At 45.2% G+C, this 25,863-nt stretch carries 12 protein-coding genes; 3 read left to right on the top strand and 9 right to left on the bottom strand.

The window, feature by feature from the left end:
* Positions 1-39: 39 nt before the first annotated feature.
* Complete coding sequence (locus R7041_RS01275) at positions 40-945, bottom strand: LysR family transcriptional regulator (RefSeq protein ID WP_005377343.1); 906 nt, start codon at positions 943-945, stop codon at positions 40-42.
* A gap of 112 nt (positions 946-1,057) precedes the next feature.
* On the opposite strand from R7041_RS01275, the gene dkgB reads away from it, so the two are divergent.
* Positions 1,058-1,858, top strand: coding sequence for a 2,5-didehydrogluconate reductase DkgB (gene dkgB, locus R7041_RS01270; RefSeq protein WP_206949751.1), 801 nt, complete (start codon positions 1,058-1,060; stop codon positions 1,856-1,858).
* 198 nt (positions 1,859-2,056) lie between these two features.
* On the opposite strand, the gene R7041_RS01265 is transcribed toward dkgB, so the two are convergent.
* The 6 genes from R7041_RS01265 to R7041_RS01240 all read right to left on the bottom strand — a co-directional run bounded on the left by R7041_RS01265 (position 2,057) and on the right by R7041_RS01240 (position 8,256).
* Positions 2,057-2,749, bottom strand: coding sequence for an SDR family oxidoreductase (locus R7041_RS01265; protein ID WP_017821667.1), 693 nt, complete (start codon positions 2,747-2,749; stop codon positions 2,057-2,059).
* A 106-nt stretch (positions 2,750-2,855) separates the two neighbouring features.
* Complete coding sequence (locus tag R7041_RS01260) at positions 2,856-3,554, bottom strand: IclR family transcriptional regulator (protein WP_104979219.1); 699 nt, start codon at positions 3,552-3,554, stop codon at positions 2,856-2,858.
* An 87-nt stretch (positions 3,555-3,641) separates the two neighbouring features.
* Positions 3,642-5,612, bottom strand: coding sequence for a diguanylate cyclase domain-containing protein (locus R7041_RS01255; protein ID WP_042523725.1), 1,971 nt, complete (start codon positions 5,610-5,612; stop codon positions 3,642-3,644).
* 187 nt (positions 5,613-5,799) lie between these two features.
* On the bottom strand, positions 5,800-6,153 hold the full coding sequence (locus tag R7041_RS01250) for a DUF2750 domain-containing protein (RefSeq protein WP_005377352.1): 354 nt from the start codon (positions 6,151-6,153) through the stop codon (positions 5,800-5,802).
* Between the two features lie 175 nt (positions 6,154-6,328).
* Complete coding sequence (locus R7041_RS01245; RefSeq protein ID WP_005377354.1) at positions 6,329-6,943, bottom strand: OmpA family protein; 615 nt, start codon at positions 6,941-6,943, stop codon at positions 6,329-6,331.
* A gap of 2 nt (positions 6,944-6,945) precedes the next feature.
* Entirely contained in the window at positions 6,946-8,256 is a 1,311-nt protein-coding gene (locus R7041_RS01240) for a TolC family outer membrane protein (protein ID WP_017635971.1), read from the bottom strand.
* Positions 8,257-8,656: 400 nt separating this feature from the next.
* Between R7041_RS01240 and R7041_RS01235 the strand changes: the two genes are divergently transcribed.
* Complete coding sequence (locus R7041_RS01235) at positions 8,657-20,626, top strand: tandem-95 repeat protein (protein ID WP_318114827.1); 11,970 nt, start codon at positions 8,657-8,659, stop codon at positions 20,624-20,626.
* A gap of 86 nt (positions 20,627-20,712) precedes the next feature.
* Here the strand turns inward: R7041_RS01235 and R7041_RS01230 are convergent, their stop codons facing one another.
* Both R7041_RS01230 and R7041_RS01225 read right to left on the bottom strand, forming a co-directional pair.
* The gene (locus R7041_RS01230) at positions 20,713-21,327 is read right to left on the bottom strand and encodes an OmpA family protein (protein ID WP_005377363.1); all 615 of its coding nucleotides are present in this window, start codon (positions 21,325-21,327) and stop codon (positions 20,713-20,715) included.
* Positions 21,328-21,329: 2 nt separating this feature from the next.
* On the bottom strand, positions 21,330-22,643 hold the full coding sequence (locus R7041_RS01225; protein WP_021707835.1) for a TolC family outer membrane protein: 1,314 nt from the start codon (positions 22,641-22,643) through the stop codon (positions 21,330-21,332).
* 389 nt (positions 22,644-23,032) lie between these two features.
* Between R7041_RS01225 and R7041_RS01220 the strand changes: the two genes are divergently transcribed.
* Positions 23,033-25,863: Calx-beta domain-containing protein (locus tag R7041_RS01220; RefSeq protein ID WP_318114829.1), on the top strand; the 2,831-nt coding region annotated here is incomplete at its 3' end.

Below are 25,863 nucleotides of genomic sequence, written 5' to 3'. Positions count from 1 at the left end.
AAAAAGACAAAAGTGTTTTGCCACAAACAGCGGTGGTCTTTAAAGGAACTGGTGGTTCTCTACCTTGATTTCTTGCTTGATGAAGTCAATAAAAGAGCTGATCCGGCGTGAGGTACTGGCATTTTTGTAATACACCGCATGAACGGGCTGTTCGACATTATGCGTGTGTTCACTAAGCACGCCCACTAAGCGACCAGCTTGTCGGTCAGAGTAGGTCATAAAGTCAGACAGGCAAGCTATCCCCGCACCATGTAAGGCTAAACATCTTAGCGTCTCGCCATTATCAGATCTTAGGCTACTCATAATACGCAGAAGTTTGTTCTTATCATCCATGATCGGCCATTCCTTAAGATACTCCGGCTTGTTGAATCCAAGTAGCTTGTGATTGAGTAACTGATCTATTGAGGTTGGAGTACCATGTTGTCTTAAATACTCTGGACTCGCGACGATTCGAATCCGACTTTTACCAAGAAATATCGCGCGCATGGTTGAGTTTTGTAGCTCACCGATACGAAAAGCAATATCGGTTTTTGTTCCTAAAAGGCTAATATTTTCCTCATTGGAATTGAGATCGATTTCGACTTCTGGATACAAGCTCTGATATTTAGCAATGTGCGGCGTTAGTACGTGCAGTAAGAAGGGGGTAGCTGCGTTTATTCGTAGGAGGCCAGAAGGCTTATATTTCTGGCTTTTCAGTTGTGCTTCGGCATTCTCTACTGCTTCTACAATATGTCTGACTTTATCGAGGTATATCGTTCCTTCATTAGTAACATCTAACTTACGGGTTGTGCGATTTAACAAGGTCGTTTCGAGTTTGGCTTCTAGCCGAGATACCGATCGACTCACCGCCGAGACGGTCATCGATAACAGTTCAGCCGCAGAGCTGATTGAACCCGTATCGACCACGGCCATAAAGGTGCGCATTTCATCTAGAGTAGCTTTCATTGTTGAATATATTTCAAATTAGATTTGAGTATTGTTAACTTTACGGAAAATTTCTTGCGGCGTAAAGTTTTGCTTCGAATCAACTATAAAATCGATAATTCAGGAGATTTAGATGAAAGTACCATCATTTGGCGTCGGCACGTTTCGTTTAGAGGGTGAAGTAGTTAAGGATTCAGTCCGTAATGCGTTAGAAGTGGGTTACCGCGTAATTGATACTGCACAGATTTACGGTAATGAGGCAGAAATCGGTGAAGTATTGACACAGTCCGGTATTGCACGTGATGAGCTATTCATTACGACGAAGATCTGGGTTGATAACATGAACACGGAACAACTCATTCCAAGTCTAAAAGAGAGCTTAGAAAAGCTAAATACAGATTATGTGGATTTGACCTTGATCCATTGGCCTGGCAATAACAATAACTTGAACGAATACATGGCTTCATTACTTGAAGCTAAATCGCAAGGGTTAACCCGTAATATTGGCGTATCCAACTTTAATATTGACTTGTTGCAACAAGCGATAGAAGTGGTCGGTAAAGAGAATATTGTTACTAACCAAATCGAGCTTAGCCCTTATTTGCAAAATCGTAAGTTGGTCAGCTTCATGCAGGAAAACGATATTCAGGTAACGTCTTACATGACCTTGGCATATGGGAAAGTACTTGGGGACCCAACTATTGCAGGTATTGCTGAGGACTATCAGGCCACGCCAGCTCAAGTCGCGCTTGCTTGGGCTTTGTCAAAAGGTTACGCGGTGATCCCGTCTTCAACTAAACGAGAGAATTTGGCAAGTAACCTGAAAGCACTTGAACTTAATCTGGGTGAAGAGACGATTGCAAAGATAGATGCGTTGGAAAGAAATGGCCGCGAAGTAAACCCTGAAGGGCTAGCGCCTGAGTGGGATGATTGAGTGAGTTTCATGGGAAATCATTGTCTAAATGACACCTCTGCAATCGCTGACTTCCTCAGCGTTTGACGGTAGTACAACACCATAGACGATAACGGCTCGCTTGTCTGACGATAGTGCGAGCTTTTATCTTTTTGGCCTATTAGTTTACTGTATTCTCCCGGCCTTCAATTTGGCCGGGAGACGTCATTTAGAGAACAGTTACCATTCGATTGTAGAGCCATCAAATACGCGGAAGCTTCCGGATAGCTTAAGTGTTAGCTGTTCTGCGACCGAAACAATGCCTGCAACACTTTCCTCGGCAGAAAAGGTTGCGTCCTCACCGCCCATATCGGTTTTTACCCAGCCGGGATGAACTGCGACAGTTTTTACTCCTCGCGATTCGAGATTGCGTGCTGCTGATACTAGAACCTGATTAAGCGCTGCTTTAGATGCTCGATAACTGTACATGTTACCTGAACTGTTATCGCTTAAACTCGCAACTCGGGTTGAGATTCCCACGATGGTTTTGTGCTGACTTTTCGCAACGTTGTCTTGTAGGGCTTGAATTAGCAGGGCAGGTGCGACGGTATTTATGTTTAGTACTTCTAGCCATTTTTTCTGGGTCATTTCGCCAAGCTTTGCACACTCTTCGCCTAATACACCTGCATTAAGAACTAAATGATCGAGCGGACGATCCGCTAATTGAGTGGCTAACTGATCGATATCTTGTTGGTTAGTGACGTCTAGAGCCATCAGTTGAAGTTGATTGGATTGGGTTACTAGTTCATTGAGCTGCTTAGCATTTTCTGGTGAACGACAAGTTGCGATAACTTGCCAACCTTTTCCAAGGTAGTGGCGGACAAATTGCAAGCCTAAGCCACGGTTAGCGCCAGTGATTAATACAGTAGACATCGCTTCTCCTACGTTGTTGAGTTGAACAACGACCATATTAGAGGCGACGTATAAGCATGTAATCAAAACAGTATAAAAATGGCCTAGGATTCGACATTGTCAAATCTTAAAATTTGAGAAAGATTCTTGCAAAGTGTTTTAGCCTAGTGACCGTCAGTTCGGAGGCAGCACCGCTAACACCTGCAACAGCAACGACTTTACCATCCAAGTAAAGGGGGATCGCTAAGCAATTGAGGTTTGGCTCTGCCTCTTCTAAATCGAGTGCGTAACCTGATAATACAACCTGATTAAGTTCAGTTTCTAACGTGGGGGATATTTGGTTTTCAAGGCGTAATGTTCGACGAAGCTCATCATCAAAACTAAGAAAAACTTTGCCGATCGCAGATGTTGTGAGTCCTTCTCGTTTCCCTCTCGGGCTACGGATAGTAAGAGGGTTATCCTGCTCTATAGCATCGATATACAAGTACTCTTTAGCGCCACTTTGTACAGCGAGGTAAGCTGTGTTGTTAGTCATTTGGGCCATTTTTTTCAGCAATGGAACAAAATGTTGTCGGATAGCTTCGTTTTTTTGTTCAATCGGCTTAGACAGTTCATAGCATCTAAACCCTAGGCTGTAGCTATGGTTGTGTTTGGATACATATCCAAGAGAGTGTAGAGTCGCAAGTAACCCGTGAACAGTCGTCTTATTTAACTGGATCGCATTACTGATCGTCTGTAATGATAGGGGAGACTCACTCATCGAGAGCAACTCGAGGATTAGAAAACCTCGCTCTAGAGACTGAATGTTTTTTCTTGCCTTGGGCACAAAGACTCCTTGATGATGGTGTTGCATCTGAATGGCTTACTGATGCTTCCACCTATAACAAACCACTACGCTGGTGGTTTGGTTTTATTAGAGAATATACTCAGCACTTAAACTGATCGGCTCGTTGTATGCGTCCACAAGGGAGTTTTTTCCTTGCTTCTTAGCATTGTATAACGCTTGGTCTAATATCGAATAGAGCTCATCAAAGTTGGTGAGTGGCATTGAGGTTGATAGATAGGCCAGACTCGCAGATATATTCAATTGATGGTTATTAAGCGAATGTACACTCTTTTCTGAAATTGTTTTATGCAGACTTTGTATTCTAAAGGGAACGTCAATCTCATCGACGTTTTTCAATAGCAAGATAAACTCTTCTCCACCTAAACGACCCAAGTAATCTCCCTTATTAAGTTTAGCTTTAAGCGCTTTGCATACCTGTTGTAGTACTAAGTCGCCAGTCGGATGACCATACTGATCATTAATCGCCTTAAAGTCATCTAGATCGATTAATGCTAGAACGTAGCGGAAGTCTCCTTCAGCTTTGGAGGTTTGGCTTTTAATCGTCTCTATAATTGCCGCTCTGTTTAATGCACACGTTAAGCTGTCTATTTTGGCTTTTAAGCGTGTTTGTCGCTGAACCATCAATGCCAGAGCGAGGAGAACCAATAAACAGAAAACAACAAAATTATAAGTGCGTTGTTGGTCTGTGAGTTTTTCAAACTGGTACTGACTTAGAAGAGTTTCGTTGTTCAACTGCGCGACTTGTAGATCATATTCATACTCTTTTTTAGTGAGATCTAGTGCCTCTAACGCCTTGATATTACTCGCGTCTCGGTTCGTTAGTTCAATCGTCGAGTAGGCCTTGTGATGCTCCAGCGCCTTTTTGTAATCATTTTGAGCTTGGTATGCTTTTGAGAGGAGTAATTGGGCTTGCGCTTGCAATAAGGGCCTAGCGTTTTTTACCGCTAATCTTAACGCTATTGTACTGTGTTCAATCGATTTTTCGGGTGTATGGTTCTTTAAATATGCCAATCCAGCAGCCAAATGACCCTCTGTTTCAAGGTGCGTATTCTCATAAGTTTGGGCAATGTTTAATGCTCTTCCAATGTAATCTACCGCGGTATCCAATTGCCCAGAATCGGCCAAAGCAGCAGATAACCCTAAATAGGTCAACCCTTGCCCGTATGGGTAATGAAGTTGTTCGAGAATCGTTAATGCATTTTTGTAGTGGCTGATGGACTTATCGAGTTCTTTGGATTTTCTGTACATCGCTCCTAGACTATGTTCGACTTGCGCAACTTCAAGAGGTGTCCCTTCATCTTGGCGAACCAGTAAGGCTTGAATGAGATATTGCTCTGATTGTTCAAATTGCCCCAGCTCTGCAAGTAAATTGCCGACGTCATTGTAAATCCCTGAAGGATCGCTTTGCGTCGACATGTTGGCCATCAACTGTCGATACAAACTTAAGGCTTTTTCATAGTCACCGCGGTAATTGTAGTTATTTGCTACCACGCGCAAAGCAAGATCAACAGGGAAGTTTTCTTGATGCTTATGATTTAAGTGGCTCTCTAAGGATGAGCAATAAAAGTTTGCTTTGTGATAACGACCTTGTTGATTCAGCGTATAACAAAGTTGATAGTTCATCAGAGCCTTGCCTTCGGAATCGGATATTTTCTTCATTGTCTGTCGCAAAGAAGAAAAGCTATCTACTGAGGCCTCGTAACTACCATGCTTACGTTCATTTAAGGCAAGAATATATTCTGATTCTAATTGAGAAAAATGGTTGTCTAAGACTTGACTGCTGCCGTAGTAAGGCTGATTTATGTTTGACATATATTCATAAATCAATCCACTTACGTAGAGCTTTTCGCTGTCCGATTTCGCTGTATGGTAGCGATCTTGAAGCATGCTCAATGCCGACTCAGGGTTGCTTCGTAGTGTGGTTTGGTAGACAGAGTGCCACTGTGTGATATTTTGGTTTGGTTCAATATCTTGAGTGTCGCTTGCATATACTGGAGTGAGCAAAAGTGACGCAAGCAAGGGATAGAGCACGCGCATGTTTAAACGAGCCTTTAATTTAAGGTGCCTTTAAAGTTGAGTTATCATAGCGCTTTTAACGCATCAGCGTTGTGATTAAGTTGGGTGTACTAAGAAAAAGAGTAGTAAAACTATGCACTTGGTCGAGATATTGAAAGAAGAGGCATAAAAAAGAAAGACCTCAACATAAAGTTGAGGTCAGAAATCTTTAATCAATGTAAAGCTTTGCTAGATCTTGAGGCTCCATTTCTTTGCCTTCTAACTGATCGTTCCAGTTAGTTCCAACAAGAACACCATCTTCAGCAAGAGTCAAAAGCCAATCTTCAACAAAGATATCTAATGGGATTTCTAGTACAGTAAAATCTGCCCATTCTTCAACATTATGTGCTTCTGCATCTTCTTTAGAAGACCAGAAAGGCATGACTTCGCTGTTTTCGAATTCAGTTGAATCGCAAGATAGCCAACCTTCTTCATTGCGTAAACCCCAAACCAATTGGTTTTCTTTCGTTTCTGCAACAAAAAGGTCAAGGTTCGCTTGGATATCTGATGTAAGTTTGCTCATTTCAAAACTCTCGTTGTTATGACGTGGCTAGAGTAACACTAAAGTGCCGATTCCTAAAGCATAATACGGTTGTCGAAATGAGTAAAAATAAAGGAGCCGAAGCTCCTTTTCTGAGGTTAAGTATTCACTCGTTTTTGTTTGCTTTGTGCTTGCAGAGCAAACAAAAACAGGTACTTTACCTTTCTGGAAGAGTTGTGAATATTGTCCATTCTCTTTTTATCTCGCCTTTGTAACCAACGACTGATGCGGTTACTCGACGATTTAAAGCATGGCTGACTTCATCGGTCCCTTGCTGTGCTAAGTGAGTGTCACCAAAACCAACAATGCGGACTCTACTCGGTTCGATGTCGTAGCTTAGTAGGGCTTCACGGACATTGCGTGCTCGTCTTTCAGAAAGATCTTGGTTATGCTTTGAACCACCAACTTTACTAGCATAGCCGTGCAGCTCTATCGAAGTAGTAGGGTACTCTTTTAAAAAGTCGGAAAGCTCTCGGACTTGTCTTCTGAAGACTGGATTGATCTCATCAGAGTCGTTAGCAAAAAGTATCCGCACTTGCATGTTATCTGATGCTTTAATGTATTCTCCACAACCGTCGTTGTCGACCTCTGAGCCTTCAGGTGTACCTGGGCACATATCTCGAGCATTGATGACACCATCGTTATCGTCATCTTGCAAATCTGCTATTTGTTCTGCATTTGGTACAGGACGATACTCATATTCGTCTTCAGCAACAACGTGTTGAGTGATGGCGAGCATACCCAATGCAAATAGAATCTTCACTGGTTTCATGATCAGTACTCCACCTTTTCATTCCATTCTGTAGGTACATCGACACGCAAGGCATTTAACAATTGGCCAGTCGCGTTCATAACGCGGTACTTGGCGTACTGCTCTGAGTATCGAGCATCCAAGTAGTTCTTTCTCGCTTCGAAAAGTTCGTTTTCAGTATTTAACAAGTCCAGCAGAGTGCGTTTTCCAATGCGATACTGCTTTTCGTAGGCGATGACAGTTTCTGAGGCCGAATCTACGTGATCCGCTAGGAACTCTTTTTGTTGAAGTGTTAAATCTAACGCACTCCAAGATAGACGAAGACCTTCTTCTACTTGGCGGTATGCACGTTCTCTTAGGTCTTTTGCTTTATTTAGTTGGTAGGCAAAACTTTCAGCGTTGGCTACGTCACTACCACCGTTAAAGAGGTTGTAACGCATACGTAACATTGCTGTTGTCTCTTCGCTGCTTCCTTCGATACCGCTTGCATCATCACGCCATGTTTGAGCCGCTTCTACCGATATCGTTGGGTAGTAAGTTCCCTTAGATTGCTTGTATTGGAACTTTGCAGAGTCCACATCAGCTACCGAAATTTTGATGACTGGATGTGACTCGAATGCCAAGTCAATCGCTTCATCGATGGTGTAGGGAATAAAGTTTTGGTCCGCTCTTGGGAAAATCAATCCTTGTGGTGACTGTCCGACAAGGCGTGTAAAGGTGGTGTGGCTGTCATATAAGTTGTTCTGAGCTGCCACCAAGTTACCATGAGCCTTTGCTAAACGAGCCTCTACCTGGGTTAGGTCTGCTGTAGAACCGATACCTGAGTTAACTCGCTTTTTAATGTCTTCATAGATCTTCTTATGCACTTTCAAGTTATTCTCGGAAAGTGTAAGAATTTCATAAGCTTTTACTGAGTCTAAATAAACTTTCGCGACCTCTAGAGCGGTGTCTTGGGCATCAGCTAGAAGTTGATAACGGACCGATTCAGCATCAGCTGCTGTTCGATCCATATCATTAAGTGTCGCTGAGCCATCCCATATTAGCTGGGTTAGTGTCACGGTGGCTTCTTTTCTTGTCAGATCGGTTGAATCTCGCCCTGACTCTGCGGGTTTGATTCCTTCGTAACCGATACCGGCATCTAAGTCTACGGATGGGAGGTAAGCACCACCAGATGCTTCATTCACATACTGCTTGCTAACGAATTCATTGAACGCACTTTTGATGTCAGGATTGGTTTTTAATGTGTTTTCAACCGCTTGCTCTAGCGTTTGCCCAAAAGCATGACTAGCGGTGAACATACCAATACAAAAGGCGTTGGCACGAGTCCACTTCACTGTGATTCTCCTAGATAATGGTAAAAATTCTCGAGGTGATAGGGCTTATAAGTGGAATACTTATAAGGGCGTCAATAATTTAGCGCACAATAACATTAATATGCGATGAAGTAACCTGTTGATTCGCTGTTCATTTGTTTCAATTTTGATAAATCAACCTACTAAATCTGCCTAAAACTTGAATTAAGATCTCAAATTAAAGATGGAGGTAATGGCTAGAAACGAGTGTCCAGATTTTAATAAAATAAAACACTTATGCATCTGGATTCTTATTGATGTATGACACATAATTACTTCATTGAGCATCAAATTGCTGTTATTGCACTATATATTCGGGCAATATATAGCAAATTAGTATTATTAGTCAAAAACTTGACAGTTATTTAGGGTTAAGGTTTATATGGATCGTACAGCATTAGTGCCATTCGGTAATCAAGTCGTCGTAATAGGTTTGGATGGGCAGCTGAGAGTCCTTGCAGAAGGACAGCAGCCTCTACCAGGTGAAGTGATAGTGGCAATGACAGATGCTGCGCCTCAAGACCTGAAAATTCAGCTTGCTCAAGAGCAAGGTTTAAAAGATATTTCAGACGATGTAGCACAGATTATTAGTGCTATTGAGCAAGGTCAAGACCCTTCTGCTATTGATGAAGAACTCGCACCTGCAGCGGGTGAAAATAGTGGCTCCAGTTTGCAAAATAGTGCCACGATTGTACGAGATGGTACTGAAGTGCTAGCCTCAACAAACTTTGAAACTATTGGCTTAGAATCCCTCGGCTTATCTGAAACTCAAGCGTTGACCTTAAATGATTTCTTCACAACAGGTATCGAGACAAGTGGGGATGGCTCAAGTAAGCCACTTACTAATTCTCCAGTGACATTAAGCGCTGTTGAGGAAGATAGCGATCCAATCACGATAACTACTGAAGAATTACTATCGAACGTCAATATTGATGATGCCGATACTCTTGTCATTACAAACGTCACTATTGAGAGTGGGAATGGCACCTTAATTGATAACAGCGATGGATCTTGGACTTACATTCCAGAGGCTGACGATGACACTGAAGTGTCATTCTCCTATGACATTATTGATAACGATGGCGGTGTTATTAATGGCACTGCTAACTTAGATATTACGCCTGTTAATGACGCGCCAATAGCAACTAATGATGCGATTCAAACTGACGAGGATTCCCAGGTTGTAATTGATGTGCTCGCTAACGACAGTGATATTGAAGGTGATGATTTAATCATTACCTCTGCTTCTGTACCAGAAGAGCAAGGTATCGTTGAGATTATCGATGGTAAGCTTGTTTTCACTCCGGCTGAAAATTTCAACGGTAATGCAACGATTAGCTACACCATCTCAGATGGTGAGTTAGAGGATGAAGCTCAAGTTTCGGTAACAGTAAACTCAGTTAACGATGCGCCTATTGCCTCTAATGATACAACAATTACAGAGGAAGATAGCTCAGTAACGATTGATGTCCTGCCAAACGACACCGACATTGATGGCGATACGCTGTCGATTGAATCGGCGTCCGTACCTGAAGCGCAAGGCACAGTCGAGATTGTTGATGGCAAACTGGTCTTCACACCGGCTGAGAACTTCCATGGCGATGCTGAAATTACTTACACCGTGACCGATGGTGCACTGACCGACCAAGCGACGGTTAACGTCACGGTGAATGCGGTGAACGACACACCTGTGGTTGAAAGCAACCTCGCAGACCAAACCTTGGCAGAAGACTTTACGCCATACAGCATCGATCTAAACACCGCTTTCAGTGATGTGGATAATGTGGATGGCGAGTTAACGTTTAGCGTCTCTGGTAATAGCAACATTCAAGTGGCGATCGTCAACGGTATTGCTACGTTCACTCGAACCGCAGACTGGAACGGCTCAGAAGCGTTAACCTTTACTGCCACCGATCCAAGCGGTGAAAGCGTCAGCCAAACGGTGAACTTCACAGTAGCGCCTGTGGCGGACATCGTGGCAGATAAAGCGACGGTTGTGGAAGACACGCCGACCATCATCAAGGTCTTAGGTAACGACACGTTCGAAGGCAACGACAAAGTGGTGTCGCTGGATACCAATAACGGCCCAGCTAACGGCACGGTCTCGGTCAACTCGGACGGCAGCGTCACTTACACGCCGAATGACAACTATCACGGAACAGACAGCTTCACCTACATCGTTACCTCCGGTGGGGTATCCGAGTCCACCACAGTGAACATCGATGTGACGCCAGTGAATGACGCGCCAGTGGCGACCAATGACAATGCCGTTACTGACGAAGACACGCCAGTGACGATTGATGTCCTGCCAAACGACACCGACATTGATGGCGATACATTACGTATTGACTCGGCGTCTGTGCCGAGTGACCAAGGTACAGTTGAAATTGTTGACGGCAAGTTGGTGTTCACACCGGCTGAGAACTTCCATGGTGACGCTGAAATCACTTATACCGTGACCGATGGTTCACTGACTGACCAAGCGACGGTCAACGTCACCGTGAATGCGGTGAACGACACGCCTGTGGTTGAAAGCAGCATTGCAGACCAAACCTTGGCGGAAGACTTCACGCCATACAGCATCGATCTAAATACCGCTTTCAGTGATGTGGATAACGCCGATGGTGAGTTAACGTTTAGTGTCTCTGGCAACAGCAACATTCAAGTGGCGATCGTCAATGGGATTGCTACGTTCACTCCAACGGCAGACTGGAACGGCTCAGAAGCGCTGACGTTTACGGCTACCGATCCAAGCGGTGAAAGCGTCAGCCAAACGGTGAACTTCACAGTAGCGCCAGTGGCGGATATCGTGGCAGATAAAGCGACGGTTGTGGAAGATACGCCAACCATCATTAAGGTCTTAGATAACGACACGTTCGAAGGCGACGACAAAGTGGTGTCGCTGGATACCAATAACGGTCCAGCTAACGGCACGGTCTCGGTCAACCCGGATGGCAGCGTCACTTACACGCCAAACGACAACTTCCACGGCACAGACAGCTTCACCTACATCGTTACGTCAGGTGGGGTGTCAGAGTCCACCACGGTGAACGTCGATGTGACGCCAGTGAATGACGCGCCAGTGGCAAAAGATGATACCGCTGTCACTGACGAAGACACGCCAGTGACGATTGATGTCCTACCAAACGATACTGACATCGATGGTGATACGTTAAGCATTGATTCGGCGTCTGTGCCGAGTGACCAAGGTACAGTTGAAATTGTTGACGGCAAGTTGGTGTTCACACCGGCTGAGAACTTCCATGGTGACGCCGAAATCACTTACACCGTGACCGATGGTGCACTGACTGACCAAGCGACGGTTAACGTCACCGTGAATGCGGTGAACGACACGCCTGTGGTTGAAAGCAACATTGCAGACCAAACCTTGGCGGAAGACTTTACGCCATACACCATCGATCTGAATACCGCTTTCAGCGATGTGGATAACGTGGATGGCGAGTTAACGTTTAGCGTCTCAGGCAACAGTAATGTCAATGTCTCAATAGAAAATGGCATCGCGACCATTAGCCCAACGGCAGACTGGAACGGCTCTGAAGCGTTGACCTTTACTGCGACCGATCCAGGCGGTGAAAGCGTTAGCCAAACGGTGAACTTCGCGGTAGCCCCTGTGGCGGACATCGTGGCAGACAAAGCGACGGTTGTGGAAGACACGCCGACCATCATTAAGGTCTTAGGTAACGACACGTTCGAAGGCGACGATAAAGTGGTGTCGCTGGATAGCAATCACGGTCCAGCGAACGGTACGGTCTCGGTCAACCCGGACGGCAGCGTCACTTACACGCCAAACGACAACTTCCACGGCACAGACAGCTTCACGTACATCGTCACGTCGGGTGGGGTATCGGAGTCCACCACGGTGAACGTCGATGTCACGCCAGTGAACGATGCGCCAGTGGCAAAAGATGATACCGCTGTTACTGACGAAGACACGCCAGTGACGATTGATGTCCTGCCAAACGACACTGATATTGATGGTGATACGCTGTCTATCCAATCGGCGTCTGTGCCGAGTGAGCAAGGGACAGTCGAGATTGTTGACGGCAAACTGGTGTTCACACCGGCCGAGAACTTCAATGGTGATGTCGAAATCACTTATACCGTCACCGATGGTTCGCTGACTGACCAAGCGACGGTCAACGTCACCGTGAATGCGGTGAACGACACGCCTGTGGTTGAAAGCAACATTGCAGACCAAACCTTGGCGGAAGACTTTACGCCATACAGCATCGATCTAAATACCGCTTTCAGTGATGTGGATAACGTAGATGGCGATCTGAGCTTAAGCGTTGCTGGCAACAGCAACATTCAAGTGGCGATCGTCAACGGTATTGCTACGTTCACTCCAACCGCGGACTGGAACGGCTCAGAAGCATTGACCTTTACTGCTACCGATCCAAGCGGTGAAAGCGTTAGCCAAACGGTGAACTTCACGGTTGCGCCTGTGGCGGACATCGTGGCAGACAAAGCGACGGTTGTGGAAGACACGCCAACCATCATCAAGGTCTTAGATAACGATACGTTCGAAGGCGACGACAAAGTGGTGTCGCTGGATACCAATCACGGTCCAGCCAACGGCACGGTCTCAGTCAACCCGGATGGCAGCGTCACTTACACGCCAAACGACAACTACCACGGGGCAGACAGCTTCACGTACATCGTTACCTCCGGTGGGGTATCGGAATTCACCACGGTGAACGTCGATGTCACACCAGTGAACGACGCGCCAGTGGCGACCAATGACAATGCCGTTACTGACGAAGACACGCCAGTGACGATTGATGTTCTGCCAAACGATACTGACATTGATGGTGATACGCTGTCTATCCAATCGGCGTCTGTACCTGAAGCACAAGGTACAGTCGAGATTGTTGACGGCAAGTTGGTGTTCACACCGGCTGAGAACTTCCATGGTGACGCTGAAATCACTTACACCGTTAGCGATGGTGCACTGACTGACCAAGCGACGGTCAACGTCACCGTGAATGCGGTGAACGACACGCCTGTGGTTGAAAGCAACATCGCAGACCAAACCTTGGCGGAAGACTTTACGCCATACACCATCGATCTGAATACCGCTTTCAGCGACGTGGATAACGTTGATGGTGAGTTAACGTTTAGCGTCTCTGGCAACAGCAACGTGTTGGTTTCGATTGAAAATGGCATCGCGACCATTAGCCCAACGGCAGACTGGAACGGCTCAGAAACCCTAACGTTTACTGCTACCGATCCAAGCGGCGAGAGCGTTAGCCAAACGGTGAACTTCACAGTAGCGCCTGTGGCGGACATCGTGGCAGACAAAGCGACGGTCGTGGAAGACACGCCGACCATCATCAAGGTCTTAGATAACGACACGTTCGAAGGCGACGACAAAGTGGTGTCGCTGGATACCAACAACGGTCCAGCGAACGGCACGGTCTCGGTCAACTCGGATGGCAGCGTCACTTATACACCAAACGACAACTACCACGGGGCAGACAGCTTCACCTACATCGTCACCTCCGGTGGTGTCAGTGAATCCACCATTGTTAACGTCGATGTCACGCCAGTAAACGACAAACCTGACAGTGAAGACTTTACGCATGTGGCCGATGATCAGCTTACGCACGTTGTGTTTGATACCGATACGAAGCCTCTGGGTCGCGGTGACTCTCAAGATCATATCGCGGATGTTGAAGACGACTTAAAAGGCAACGATCTACATGTCCGAATTACTGAACTGCCAACCTCAGGTACGTTGTTCTTTAAAGATAGTGATGGTGAGTTGCACGAAATTAAAGAAGTAAGCGATACGCTTTATGACAAAGACAGCCTTTACTATGAAGCTGATAATGTGGGTTTCTTATTAGGTATCAAGGATCGCCCAGATACACCAAATAGTTCCGAGTCTACAACAGATTTCAATAATTGGGGGCTAAGTGAGGACGGAGGTCCATCACACTCCCGTACTGAGCATTTAGCAAATGGAGCTTCTATCACCATTTCTTCTGATAGCGGTGAGCTTGCGCAGTACAACCGCCAGGTGTCACACATCGGCAATGGTATCGCTGACAATGATGGGCAGGGTATTGAGAAAGGTGAAACGATTACGATCGATTTGTCTAATAACCCTGTGGGCAGCGTAAACCTTGGCTTAGATGGATTAGGTGGATTGTTTGATTACGGTGATGACAACGCAGCACTTATTACGGTTACATACTTAGATTCAAATAATGTCCAACAGACTCAAACGTTCGAGTTTTTGAAGCCTGAAGGCAACTTCATGCTATTCCAAGAAACAAGCGTTGGTTATGGGAAAGATCTAGCTCTTCCTGAAGGTTCGGTCATTACTCAGTTAGATTTTTCTACGAAAAATGAAGGGAACTGGGAGTTACGTTATGTAGAAGGTGTACCTGCCGAAGACAGCTTTGGATATGTGGCAGTCGACTCTGAAAATGGCGTTAGCGATCCATCTACAGTCAATATCGTTAATGAAATGCTAGATGGTAATATTGCTGAAAATGGGCCAAGCCTGTCTGTGGTCGGTGATAGCGTGACTGAGGGTGACAATGTCACGTTCTCGGTTGTTCTAAATGAAACCACCAGCACTGCCGTTAAGTACCAAGTTGATATGCTTGCTCAAGGTTCTTCAGTTGATAAGAATGACGTAAATCTATCAAATGCAACCTATACAAATGGTGTTGTTTTCTTAGGTGGTTACTTGATTGTTCCTGCAGGTATAAGTAGCTTCGAAATATCGATTCCGACTATTGATGACTTGGTTGTGGAAAGCAGCGAAACGATCGTTCTTGAGATCGGCGGTGAAACGGGGACGGCAACAGTTCTTGATAATGACAGTACAAAACTTAGCGTAGTAGATGCCGGCGATGTCATTGAAGGAACTGACGCAATATTTACCGTTTTACTCTCTAACCCTGTTCAAGAGGCCGTTGTCGTCAATCTGAAGTCAACAACAAATGATAGCTATACTGCGGAAGATGTTGATTTAGGCACTATGGTAGTGACCTATGTGGATACTCATGGTCAAACTCAAACATTAGATATGGCGCCTAATGGAGACGTTACCATACCTCCAGGTGTCGCTGAAATTAAAGTCGCAGTCCCGACCAAACTAGATAATGTCCATGAAGGTGATGAGAGCTTTGGTCTGACGGTTACGGAAATCGGTAGTGTCACCAGTAATGGTATTGCAACTGGTAACGCAAATATTGTGGATTCTGATCCTGCACCTTTAGTTAGTATTAGTGCCGATCAAAACAGCGTAAATGAAGGTGAAACGGCAGGCTTTACGCTGACACTTGATAAAGTTGCAGATGAGAGTGTTACGGTTCATGTCGAATATAGTGGCGTGGCCCAAGATGGAAAAGATTTTGTTGGCGTTCTGAGTGTTGAAGTTCCTGCGGGTCAATCTTCAGCTGCTCTTGACTTACTGACGGTCACCGATGGTATTTATGAGGGCGCAGAATCTTTCACAGTAACCATTAAAGAGGTGGATGGCGCTGATGCGAGCATTGCTTCAAATAACAGCGCAAGTGTTGTGATCGTTGATGCCCAAAGTGCACCGAAAGTGACTATTAGCTCAGATCAATCCTCAGTTGATGAAGGTAGTGATGCAAAATTTATCGTCAACATTGACCAAAAAGCAGATGAAGATGTACTGGTAACATTCACAATCGGAGGGAATGTTGATGACAAAGATTATATTGCTCCAAGTACGTACACAGTCACGATTCCAGCGGGTAAAACGTCGGCGCCGATTGATATAAAAACTCTCGATGATGGTATTTACGAAGATCTTGAAAACCTAACCGTGACTCTAATTGATACGGTTGGTGCAGATTCGACGCTTGCAAGTGACTCGAATGAAGCAACAGTCTCTATTATAGATGCTCAGCACGCTCCAGAGTTTATTTCTGGCGGCGATAGTGCTGGTGACAAACCAAATGATGATGTTTACGACTTCGGGTCAGTTAACGAAAACACGGTGAGTGGGGCCGTTATCGGCACGGTCGTTGCTGAAGATCACGATAATGACGTGCTTGTATACCGCTTTGCAGATGGCTCGAGCACTAATGGTATTTTTGATATCGACCCGACAAGTGGAGAGATTTCATTGAACAAGACAATCGATGATGTTGACTTGGGCGATTATACGCTTCAGGTTGAGGTTATCGATGGAACTGGCGGGATTGATACTGCCGAGGTAAATGTTTCTCTGGTAAATGTGAATGATGCTCCTGAATCTTCGCCTTCAGTGGTTGAGATGAATGAAGATACTCAAGTGATGCTTGATTGGTCATCATTCGGTATTAGCGATGTGGACTCTGATGTATCAGATCTATCCGTCCAAATTACAACGCTTCCTAGCGATGGCTCATTAGAGTACAGAGATTCGCAAGGCGATTGGCAGTCTGTACAAATCGATCAAGTCCTCGATAAATCGCTTTTTGAGGAAAACGGTGTTTGTTTTGTACCTGAATTAAATGAATCAGGCAGTGACAGCTTCGGCGGAAATCAAGTCGGAGATCAGGAATCTAGTTACGCTCAAATTGGTTTTAAACCGACAGATGGGCAGAGCTCTGGTCAAGAGTCGACACTGACAATAGACGTGAACCCTGTAGCTGACAAACCGAACTTAATTGCAGTGACGCCATTAAACTCATTGCCTCAACAAGAGTTTAACGTTACGACATGGAGTAATGTTCAAGTTGGTTCTAGTGATGGTATGGGGGTCAATGGAGAGACTCTAATCTCAGCGATCAACGCTCTTAATGAAGCCGATGGTACTCGATTGAGTTGGGCAAATGTGGAAGATTTAGGGACTCATGCAACCTTGGCAAATGAGGCCGTTCTAGTCACATCTCTTGTTTATCTCGAAGCTGGCTCGAGTTACGACTTTGTCGGTCAAGCCGATGATAGCCTTGCAATTAAGTTGGGTGGTACGTTACTTGATCAAGCTCGTTGGGGGAGCGACAGTGGTGATATTAAGGGAGCTAGCTTTACCCCTTCGGTATCTGGCTTTTATCCAATTGAAATTTATCACCATAACCAAAGTGGTCCGGGTAACTTTAATGTGGATGTATCCATTAATGGACAAGCGCCTGTCAACCTGAGCAATAGTAGTCTTTACGTAGTTAGTGATGAAAGTGCACTAGAAGCAACTGATATCAGAACGTCTGAACTACAAGAAGTTAATGGTGTTGCGTTTTACGAAACATACCAGCTGAACGAAGGGTTACAAGATACTGCGATACCGCTCTCTGAAATTAAAGCAAGCTTAAATGATACAGATGGCTCTGAATCACTTAAAGTCACGCTAACTGGCTTACCTGTAGGTGCGATCCTTTCAGATGGAAATAGTTCTATTACTGTCGCAACTATTGATGAAGAACTGGACGTGACAAGTTGGGCATTAGATGCACTTACTGTGACTCCACCTGCGGGCTCCCATGATGACTTCACTATCAATTTGACTGCAACGAGTACAGAAAGCTCGAATGGTGATTCAGCAGAATCTAACTTGGCGATCAATGTTGTAGTACATGAGAACTTACCGACGGAAACGGAAAGTGATTTGGGCGAAACCATAGAAGACAATACTCTACAAGGGAATGTATTGCTTAATGACTCTGACGGCGACAATATTCTGATGGTAGATCATCTTACTATCGATGGTGCTGATTACGAGGTAGGCGAAAGTGTTTCTTTGACTAGTGGTACGTTACTAGTAAACCGAGATGGTAGTTACATATTTGAACCTGCTGAGCATTGGTCAGGTGACGTTCCATTAATTAGCTATACCACAAATACTGGCGTAACAAATACACTTGATATCAATGTTGTTGCTATCGCAGATGCACCTACGATCACGATCAATGTTGGCGACTTAGTTAAACGAGATGCTATTGATCCAAACCATCACTTAGCTACATCGGCAATAAATAATACCAATACCGAAAATGAGGCTGTCGCAGCCAACCTTGGGTTGGATAATGCAGTACCTAAAATTAATACACACGCTGGTGTTGTGTTGGGAGTCAATACTGACTTAAGTGACACCGACAGCTTGTTTGTTGGGACAGATTTCAACGATGTATTCTATGGTGGCGGTGGCGATGACGTATTTGTTGGCGGTGGTAACAATGATACGTTTTATGGTGATGACGCGACCAGTCTTACTCTGCATGATGGTAAAGATACAGTCTACTTAACAGGGAACTTTGATGACTACAAAATGACCTTCAAAGACGATCATGGAGGTAAAGTTCCATATTGGATTTTATTAGATAGTCGTTCTATCGATTCGGTAAACGATCATACAGGTAGTGATGACCGAGGTGATCATTTATATGAAATTGAACGCGTTGTTTTTGCAGACAAAATTGTTGATTTGAAACCTGATGGCACTTATGAAGTGCTTCAAGATCGCTGGATTTCGGTCGATGTGGATGTTGATCTAGTTGATGTCGATGGAAGTGAGGATTTAGCGCAGACTGCTCTTGTACAAGATCTACCAGACGGTGTTGACGTGTATGTTGATGGGGTCGCAATTAAGCAAGATTCAAATGGAGATTACCCTGTCACTCTTGGTACAGATGGTAAGCTTTCCCTGGATATCAGAGTGCCATTCGATTATGAAGGCAGCTTAGAGTTCCCGCTAAGCGTTACTGCTACGTCTGTTGAAGGATCAAATAATGACGCAGCTTCAACAACTGAATCCGTTGAGCTTACAGCTCGTGACTATGTGTTGGAGTCGGGATCGCATGGGAATGATCAGATAACGGGTAGTGACGATCACGATATTATTGTTGGTGATGTTCAAGGATTGGAGATCATTGCAGGTCAGGACTACAACATCGCATTTGTTCTGGACACTTCAGGGAGCATGGGTAACTGGGTAGGAACTGCGAAGCAAGAAGTGCTAGATGTGTTTGATGAGCTGTTAAGTGCGGTAAATCAAGGAGAGAAGCCAGGGACAGTGAATATTCACCTTAGTGAATTTGCTTCAAGTGCATCAGCGGTGATTTCTGTTGACTTGAGTTCTCTTACAGCAAGAAAAGAGTTTGTAGAAGAGTTGAATCGTGTAATTGATGATGAGGGTTCTGGCGGCACAAACTATGAGGCGGGCTTACAGTCGGCCGTTGAATGGTTCAGCAGTCAACCTAACCCTAATGGCCAAAATATCACGTACTTTGTTACGGATGGTCAACCAAATAGAGCAACATACCTCTATGGTGTAGCACCGAGTGAATTCTCGAAAGTGATTTTGGACGTCGATAATTCTGGCAAGCTTGTTACCCTGCAAGATATTGCGAGTAAAAACAATTACTCATACGGACAAACAGTTACCTACAAAGGTGATGTCGTTATAGATAGTTACGGTAAGGTTTATTCACCGCTAACAGGAAGAATCCTTGGCGATATCGACAGATATTATGGCTCTATCCGTTATTACGATGAAGGGAATAGCTCGACACAAGCTCAACACATGTATCAAGTACTAGCGGCATTGTCCTCTATAGAAGCGATAGGTCTTGGGAGTGGCGTTGATGAACATACACTCAAGCAGTATGACACTGATGGTGTGGTAGAGTCAGATATTGATGTTACTAAGCTTGCTGAAACGATATTGGGTCAAGATGTACCTCTCAAACAAGGTTCAGACACTATTCAAGGAGGTGAAGGTAACGATATCTTGTTAGGTGACTTAATTGAGTTTGGTGGTAATGAACAAGGCTTAAGTGCGATTCAATCACATGTGGCGCAGCAAACGGGTCAGGATGTGTCTACCGTTGACGGCGAAGATATACATGAGTACGTTAGAAATAACTTGGAAGAATTCAACCAAACTCACCAAGGAGATAAATCGGATAATTTATATGGCGGCGCTGGTGATGACTTACTATTTGGTCATGGTGGCAACGACATACTCGTTGGCGGTGAAGGGGATGATATTCTGATTGGTGGTTTAGGTAGTGATACTTTAACAGGGTCAGAAGGGGCCGACATCTTTAAGTGGAGTGAAGTCACTAACGATGTTGATACTGTCACTGACTTCAATAAAAATGAAGACGCTCTAGACTTCTCAGATCTGTTTGACGACTTATCTAAAGATGAAATTGGAGAGCTTCTTAATGATCTTCAATCAGGTGATCATACTGGTGATGTCGGAGAGTATCATGTAGAAGTGGCACCAGACGGGGGATCTGAGGCAAACCTGAGTATTACAAAAGGGAGCTCGACATTGGACATCCATTTTGACGGTGCAAGTGTTGATGATGTGACTCAAAGCTTAATTGCGAGTTTAGAAGCTCAGTACAAAGACATGTAGTAGCGCTAAACTGTAGTCAAATTTAAAATCAAAAAGGTCTAGCAATTTGCTAGACCTTTTATTTTTACGGTCTGTTTATTGTTGTGCTAGCTTTTTGGAAGTGTTGTGAAAACGGTCCATTCTTTCTTCACTTCACCCTTGTGGCCAATCACTGTTGCGGTTACTCGACGGTTCAATGCGTGACTAACTTGGTCTGTACCTTGTGTCGCAAGTACTGTGTCTCCATAGCCGACAATGGTAACTCTATCTCCACTAATGCCGTTCTTCATGAGCTCTTTTCTAACGTTTTCAGCGCGGCGCTTAGATAAGTCAAGATTATGTTCTGCAGTACCAGTGCGACTAGCATAACCTTGAATCTCTATAGACGTGTTCGGGTACTCTTTCAAAAAGTCGGATAGTTCAAGAATTTGTTGCGTAAAGATAGGGTTGATCACATCGGAATCGTTCGCAAATAGTACTCGAATTTGCATTTCTTGTGAGGAGTCAACGTACGAACCGCAACCGTCGTTGTCTATTTCGGCACCCAAAGGTGTACCCGGGCACAAATCTCGCTCGTTAATGACTCCGTCAGAGTCATCATCTATATGATCAGCCCACTGATCGGCAATTGGGGTATCTATGTAATCATATTCATCACCACGATCTGATGAACTGCATGCGGAGAGCATTAATGAGAGTGTAATAAAAGCTATGTGTTTCATAATTAATACTCCACTTCTTCTAGCCATTCTTTAGGCATTTCAACCCTTAATGCACTCAACAGTTGCCCAGTTGCGTTCATCACTCGATATTTGGCGTACTGCTCTGCGTATTTAGAATCTAAGTAGTCTTTACGCGCCTCAAAGAGCTCGTTTTCAGTGTTCAATAGATCAAGCAGTGTTCGTTTACCGATGCGATATTGCTTCTCGTAAGCAATTACGGTTTCAGACGCAGAGTCTACATGATCTGATAGAAACTCTTTTTGTTGTAATGTTAAATCAAGCGCACTCCAAGAAAGCCTTAACCCTTCTTCAACATTGCGATAGGCACCTTCACGCAAGTCTTTTGCTTTATTTAGCTGGTAGGCAAAGTTTTCTGAGTTCGCTGCATCACTGCCACCATTGAATAGGTTGTAGCGTAGACGCAGCATGGCAAGTGTCTCATCACTTCGACCTTTTAAACCATCAGCGTCGTCACGCCATGTTTGCGAAGCTTCAATTGAAATGGTTGGGTAATTAACACCTTTAGACTGTTTGTATTGAAACTTAGCCGAGTCTACGTCTGCGAGCGCCACTTGAATAACGGGATGAAGTTCAAATGCCAAGCCTACCGCTTCATCAACCGTGTACGGGATAAAGTTTTGGTCCGCTCTCGGAAAGATTAACCCTTGTGGTGTTTGACCGACTAAACGAGTGAACATCGTGTGAGAGTCATACAGGTTATTTTGAGCAGCAGCTAAGTTTCCGTGTGCTTTTGCCAAACGTGCTTCTACCTGCGTCAAGTCAGCAGTAGAGCCGATACCCGAGTTGACTCGTTTTTTAATGTCATCGTAAATATCTTTATGAACAGCAAGGTTGTTTTCTGAAAGCTTTAGGACTTCATACGCTTTAACAGCGTCCAAGTACACTTTAGTCACTTCAAGTGCCTTATCTGAAGCATCTGCTAAGAGTTGAAATCTAACAGATTCAGCATCAGCTGCGGTTCGATCAATATCATTTAATGTAGCGCTACCATCCCATATTAGTTGGGTCAGTGTCACTGAAGCTTCCTTTCGAGTGTAATCCGTGTCTCCTCGACCAACTTCATCTGACGGGTCTAATCCTTCATATCCAATTCCAGCATCTAGATCAACAGAGGGGAGGTAAGCACCTGATGAAGCTTCATTTATGTACTTCTGGCTCATAAACTCGTTAAATGCACTCTTAATATCGGGGTTATTTTGTAGCGTCTGTGCAACCGCTTGCTCTAGAGTTTGACCGAAAACTGGTGAAGACACTATTAAGCAACAGCAGGCTATATGTACTCGATTCCATCTCACGTTAGTTCTCCTAAAATCATGTCGCTCTTATTCTGTTTCATATTTGAGACGAGAAGTTACAAACAATGAATTTTCTTAGTGCGTATTATCAACTTGTTGATGTTTAAATGTTTAATTCAATAAAAAACAACAATCTTACTCTCTAAACTCTAGCATACGAGGCAAAGCTTGCTTGGTAAGTGGTCGATTTTTTCGTAGAAAACCTTTTTATCTTAAGAGCATAGCGGAAACTGGTTTAAATGAAGGCAAATTCTTCGGTTATTTTCCTTATTACTCTCAAAAAACTAAATCCTCTTGGAATAAAACGAAAAATTCATATTTTGTCTAAACTATAGACGTGTTTAGTGCAGTAACAAGCCTTTAATTAAACTAATACAAGGATGAAGAGCATGGATCGAGTAGCGTTAAGTTCATTGATGAGCAATGTCGTGGTTATAGGGCTTGATGGGAACCTGAGAAGTCTTGAAAGTGGTCAGCTACCTCAGCCTGGTGAATTAATTATTGAGGAAGTTTCTGATACATCAGAATTAATTGTACAACAGGTAACACCGCAAGGTAGTTCAATTAACGTTACTGATGATGTCACTGCGCTAATCGAGGCTATCGCTAGTGGAGAAGACCCTACTGCTCTTGGTGAGGATTTTGAGCCAGCTGCAGGTGAGGAAAGTGGTTCTAGCCCCCAAAATACTGGTGCAATAGATCGTACTGGCGCTGAATTGTTGGCTAGTACGAATTTTGAGACCGTCGGTATTGATGGAATCGGACTATCTACAACTCAAGCACTATCTTTGTTGGATCTTTTCAGAGTAATTAATGGCCCTGTACCACCGACTATCTTAGTTCAAGAAATATCTAGTCCGACTATCAACGAAGGTGACCAAGTTGTATTCGATATTACTCTAAGTCAAACAACTGAAGACAACACTGATGTCATTCTTTCTCTCCTTGATGGAACCGCAACAGGCGGCTCAGCTGACGAGAACGGGAGTGACTACGTCAATGAGCGTGTCCTCATAACATTTTCTGATGGTACAACAGAAGAAGTTTCAGTCGGTGAAAGCGGAACCTTTACCATTTCGATCCCACCGGGTGAAAGTGACTTTACGGTCTCTATAGACTCTATTGACGACTCTGTATTTGAAGGCCCAGAAACGTTTACGCTCTCTGGCACGACAGAAGAACAAAGCACACCTGTTACTGGGACTGCCACTATTTTAGATGATGGTAGTGGACCTGGCTCAAATCCTGATGATGATCGCCCAGCGGTAACGATGAGTGATGCAGGTACGGTTAATGAGGGTGAGACAGCGAACTTCAAAGTGACGCTGTCGAATGCCTCCGAGTCCACTGTTCAAGTCGAGCTAGGCCTGAACTTAGGTGACACCGAAGTTGGAGACTTAGGCACCTTAGAATACAACACAGGCTCCGGTTGGGTTGCAGTGCCAAACGATGGCGTAGTAACGGTGCCAGCGGGGCAAACTGAGTTTGATGTGCGTATCGCTTCCATTGATGACGCCGTTTATGAAGGTCCTGAAGATTTCAGTGTGACAGTGACTGGCATTGGTGCAGTGCAAGGCAGCGATACGGGGACGGCGACGATCGTGGACGACGGCAGTGGTCCGGGCCCTGATCCGGATGATGACCGTCCAAGCGTGACTATCTCAGATGCTGGCACCATCAATGAGGGTGAGACAGCGAACTTCAAAGTGACGCTGTCGAATGCCTCCGAGTCCACTGTTCAAGTCGAGCTAGGCCTGAACTTAGGTGACACCGAAGTTGGAGACTTAGGCACCCTAGAATACAACACGGGAAGTGGTTGGGTTGCAGTGCCAAACGATGGCGTAGTAACGGTGCCAGCAGGGCAAACTGAGTTTGATGTGCGCATCGCTTCTGTTGATGACGCCGTTTACGAAGGCCCTGAAGATTTCAGTGTGACAGTAACCGGCATTGGCGCAGTACAAGGCAGCGATACGGGGACGGCGACGATCGTGGACGATGGCACTGGGCCAGGCCCCGATCCGGATGATGACCGCCCGAATGTGACTATTTCAGATGCTGGCACCATCAATGAGGGTGAGACAGCCAACTTCAAAGTGACGTTGTCGAATGCCTCCGAGTCCACTGTTCAAGTCGAGCTAGGCCTGAACTTGGGCGATACCGAAGCCGGTGACTTAGGTACCTTGGAATACAACACAGGCTCCGGTTGGGTTGCAGTGCCAAACGATGGCGTAGTAACGGTGCCAGCGGGGCAAACCGAGTTTGATGTGCGTATCGCTTCCATTGATGATGCTGTTTATGAAGGTCCAGAAGATTTCAGCGTGACGGTGACTGGCATTGGGGCGGTGCAAGGCAGCGATACGGGTACGGCAACGATAGTGGATGATGGTACGGGTCCGGGCCCCGATCCGGATGATGACCGCCCGAATGTGACTATTACCGATGCTGGTACCATCAATGAGGGGGATACAGCGAATTTCAAAGTGACGTTGTCGAACGCCTCCGAGTCTACAGTTCAAGTCGAGCTTGACCTCAACTTAGGCGATACCGAAGCCGGTGACTTAGGTACCTTGGAATACAACACCGGAAGCGGTTGGGTTGCAGTGCCAAACGATGGTGTGGTGACCGTGCCAGAGGGGCAAACTGAGTTTGATGTGCGCATTGCTTCTATTGATGATGCGGTGTACGAAGGTCCAGAAGATTTCAGCGTGACGGTGACTGGCATTGGGGCGGTGCAAGGCAGCGATACGGGTACGGCAACGATAGTGGATGATGGTACGGGTCCGGGCCCCGATCCGGATGATGACCGTCCAAGCGTGACTATTTCAGATGCTGGCACCATTAATGAGGGTGAGACAGCCAACTTCAAAGTGACGCTATCGAATGCCTCCGAGTCTACAGTTCAAGTCGAGCTTGGCCTCAACTTAGGTGACACCGAAACCGGTGACTTAGGCACCTTAGAATACAACACCGGAAGCGGTTGGGTGACAGTGCCAAACGATGGTGTGGTGACCGTGCCGGCAGGGCAAACTGAGTTTGATGTGCGCATTGCTTCCATTGATGATGCGGTGTACGAAGGCCCTGAAGATTTCAGTGTGACGGTAACCGGCATTGGCGCAGTACAAGGCAGCGATACCGGTACGGCAACGATTGTGGATGACGGCAGTGGTCCGGGCCCTGATCCGGATGATGACCGTCCAAGCGTGACTATTTCAGACGCTGG

The organism is Vibrio sp. 1751, assembly GCF_033339895.1.
GTDB lineage: Bacteria > Pseudomonadota > Gammaproteobacteria > Enterobacterales > Vibrionaceae > Vibrio > Vibrio alginolyticus.
The sequence above is the reverse complement of the archived record's forward strand: the minus strand, read 5'-3'. Positions and strand labels throughout refer to the sequence as shown.

Coding starts and splice junctions, on each gene's coding strand:
- R7041_RS01275 (WP_005377343.1), bottom strand. CDS start 945: ATGAAAGCTACTCTAGATGAAATGCGCACCTTTATGGCCGTGGTCGAT.
- dkgB (WP_206949751.1), top strand. CDS start 1,058: ATGAAAGTACCATCATTTGGCGTCGGCACGTTTCGTTTAGAGGGTGAA.
- R7041_RS01265 (WP_017821667.1), bottom strand. CDS start 2,749: ATGTCTACTGTATTAATCACTGGCGCTAACCGTGGCTTAGGCTTGCAA.
- R7041_RS01255 (WP_042523725.1), bottom strand. CDS start 5,612: ATGCGCGTGCTCTATCCCTTGCTTGCGTCACTTTTGCTCACTCCAGTA.
- R7041_RS01250 (WP_005377352.1), bottom strand. CDS start 6,153: ATGAGCAAACTTACATCAGATATCCAAGCGAACCTTGACCTTTTTGTT.
- R7041_RS01245 (WP_005377354.1), bottom strand. CDS start 6,943: ATGAAACCAGTGAAGATTCTATTTGCATTGGGTATGCTCGCCATCACT.
- R7041_RS01235 (WP_318114827.1), top strand. CDS start 8,657: ATGGATCGTACAGCATTAGTGCCATTCGGTAATCAAGTCGTCGTAATA.
- R7041_RS01230 (WP_005377363.1), bottom strand. CDS start 21,327: ATGAAACACATAGCTTTTATTACACTCTCATTAATGCTCTCCGCATGC.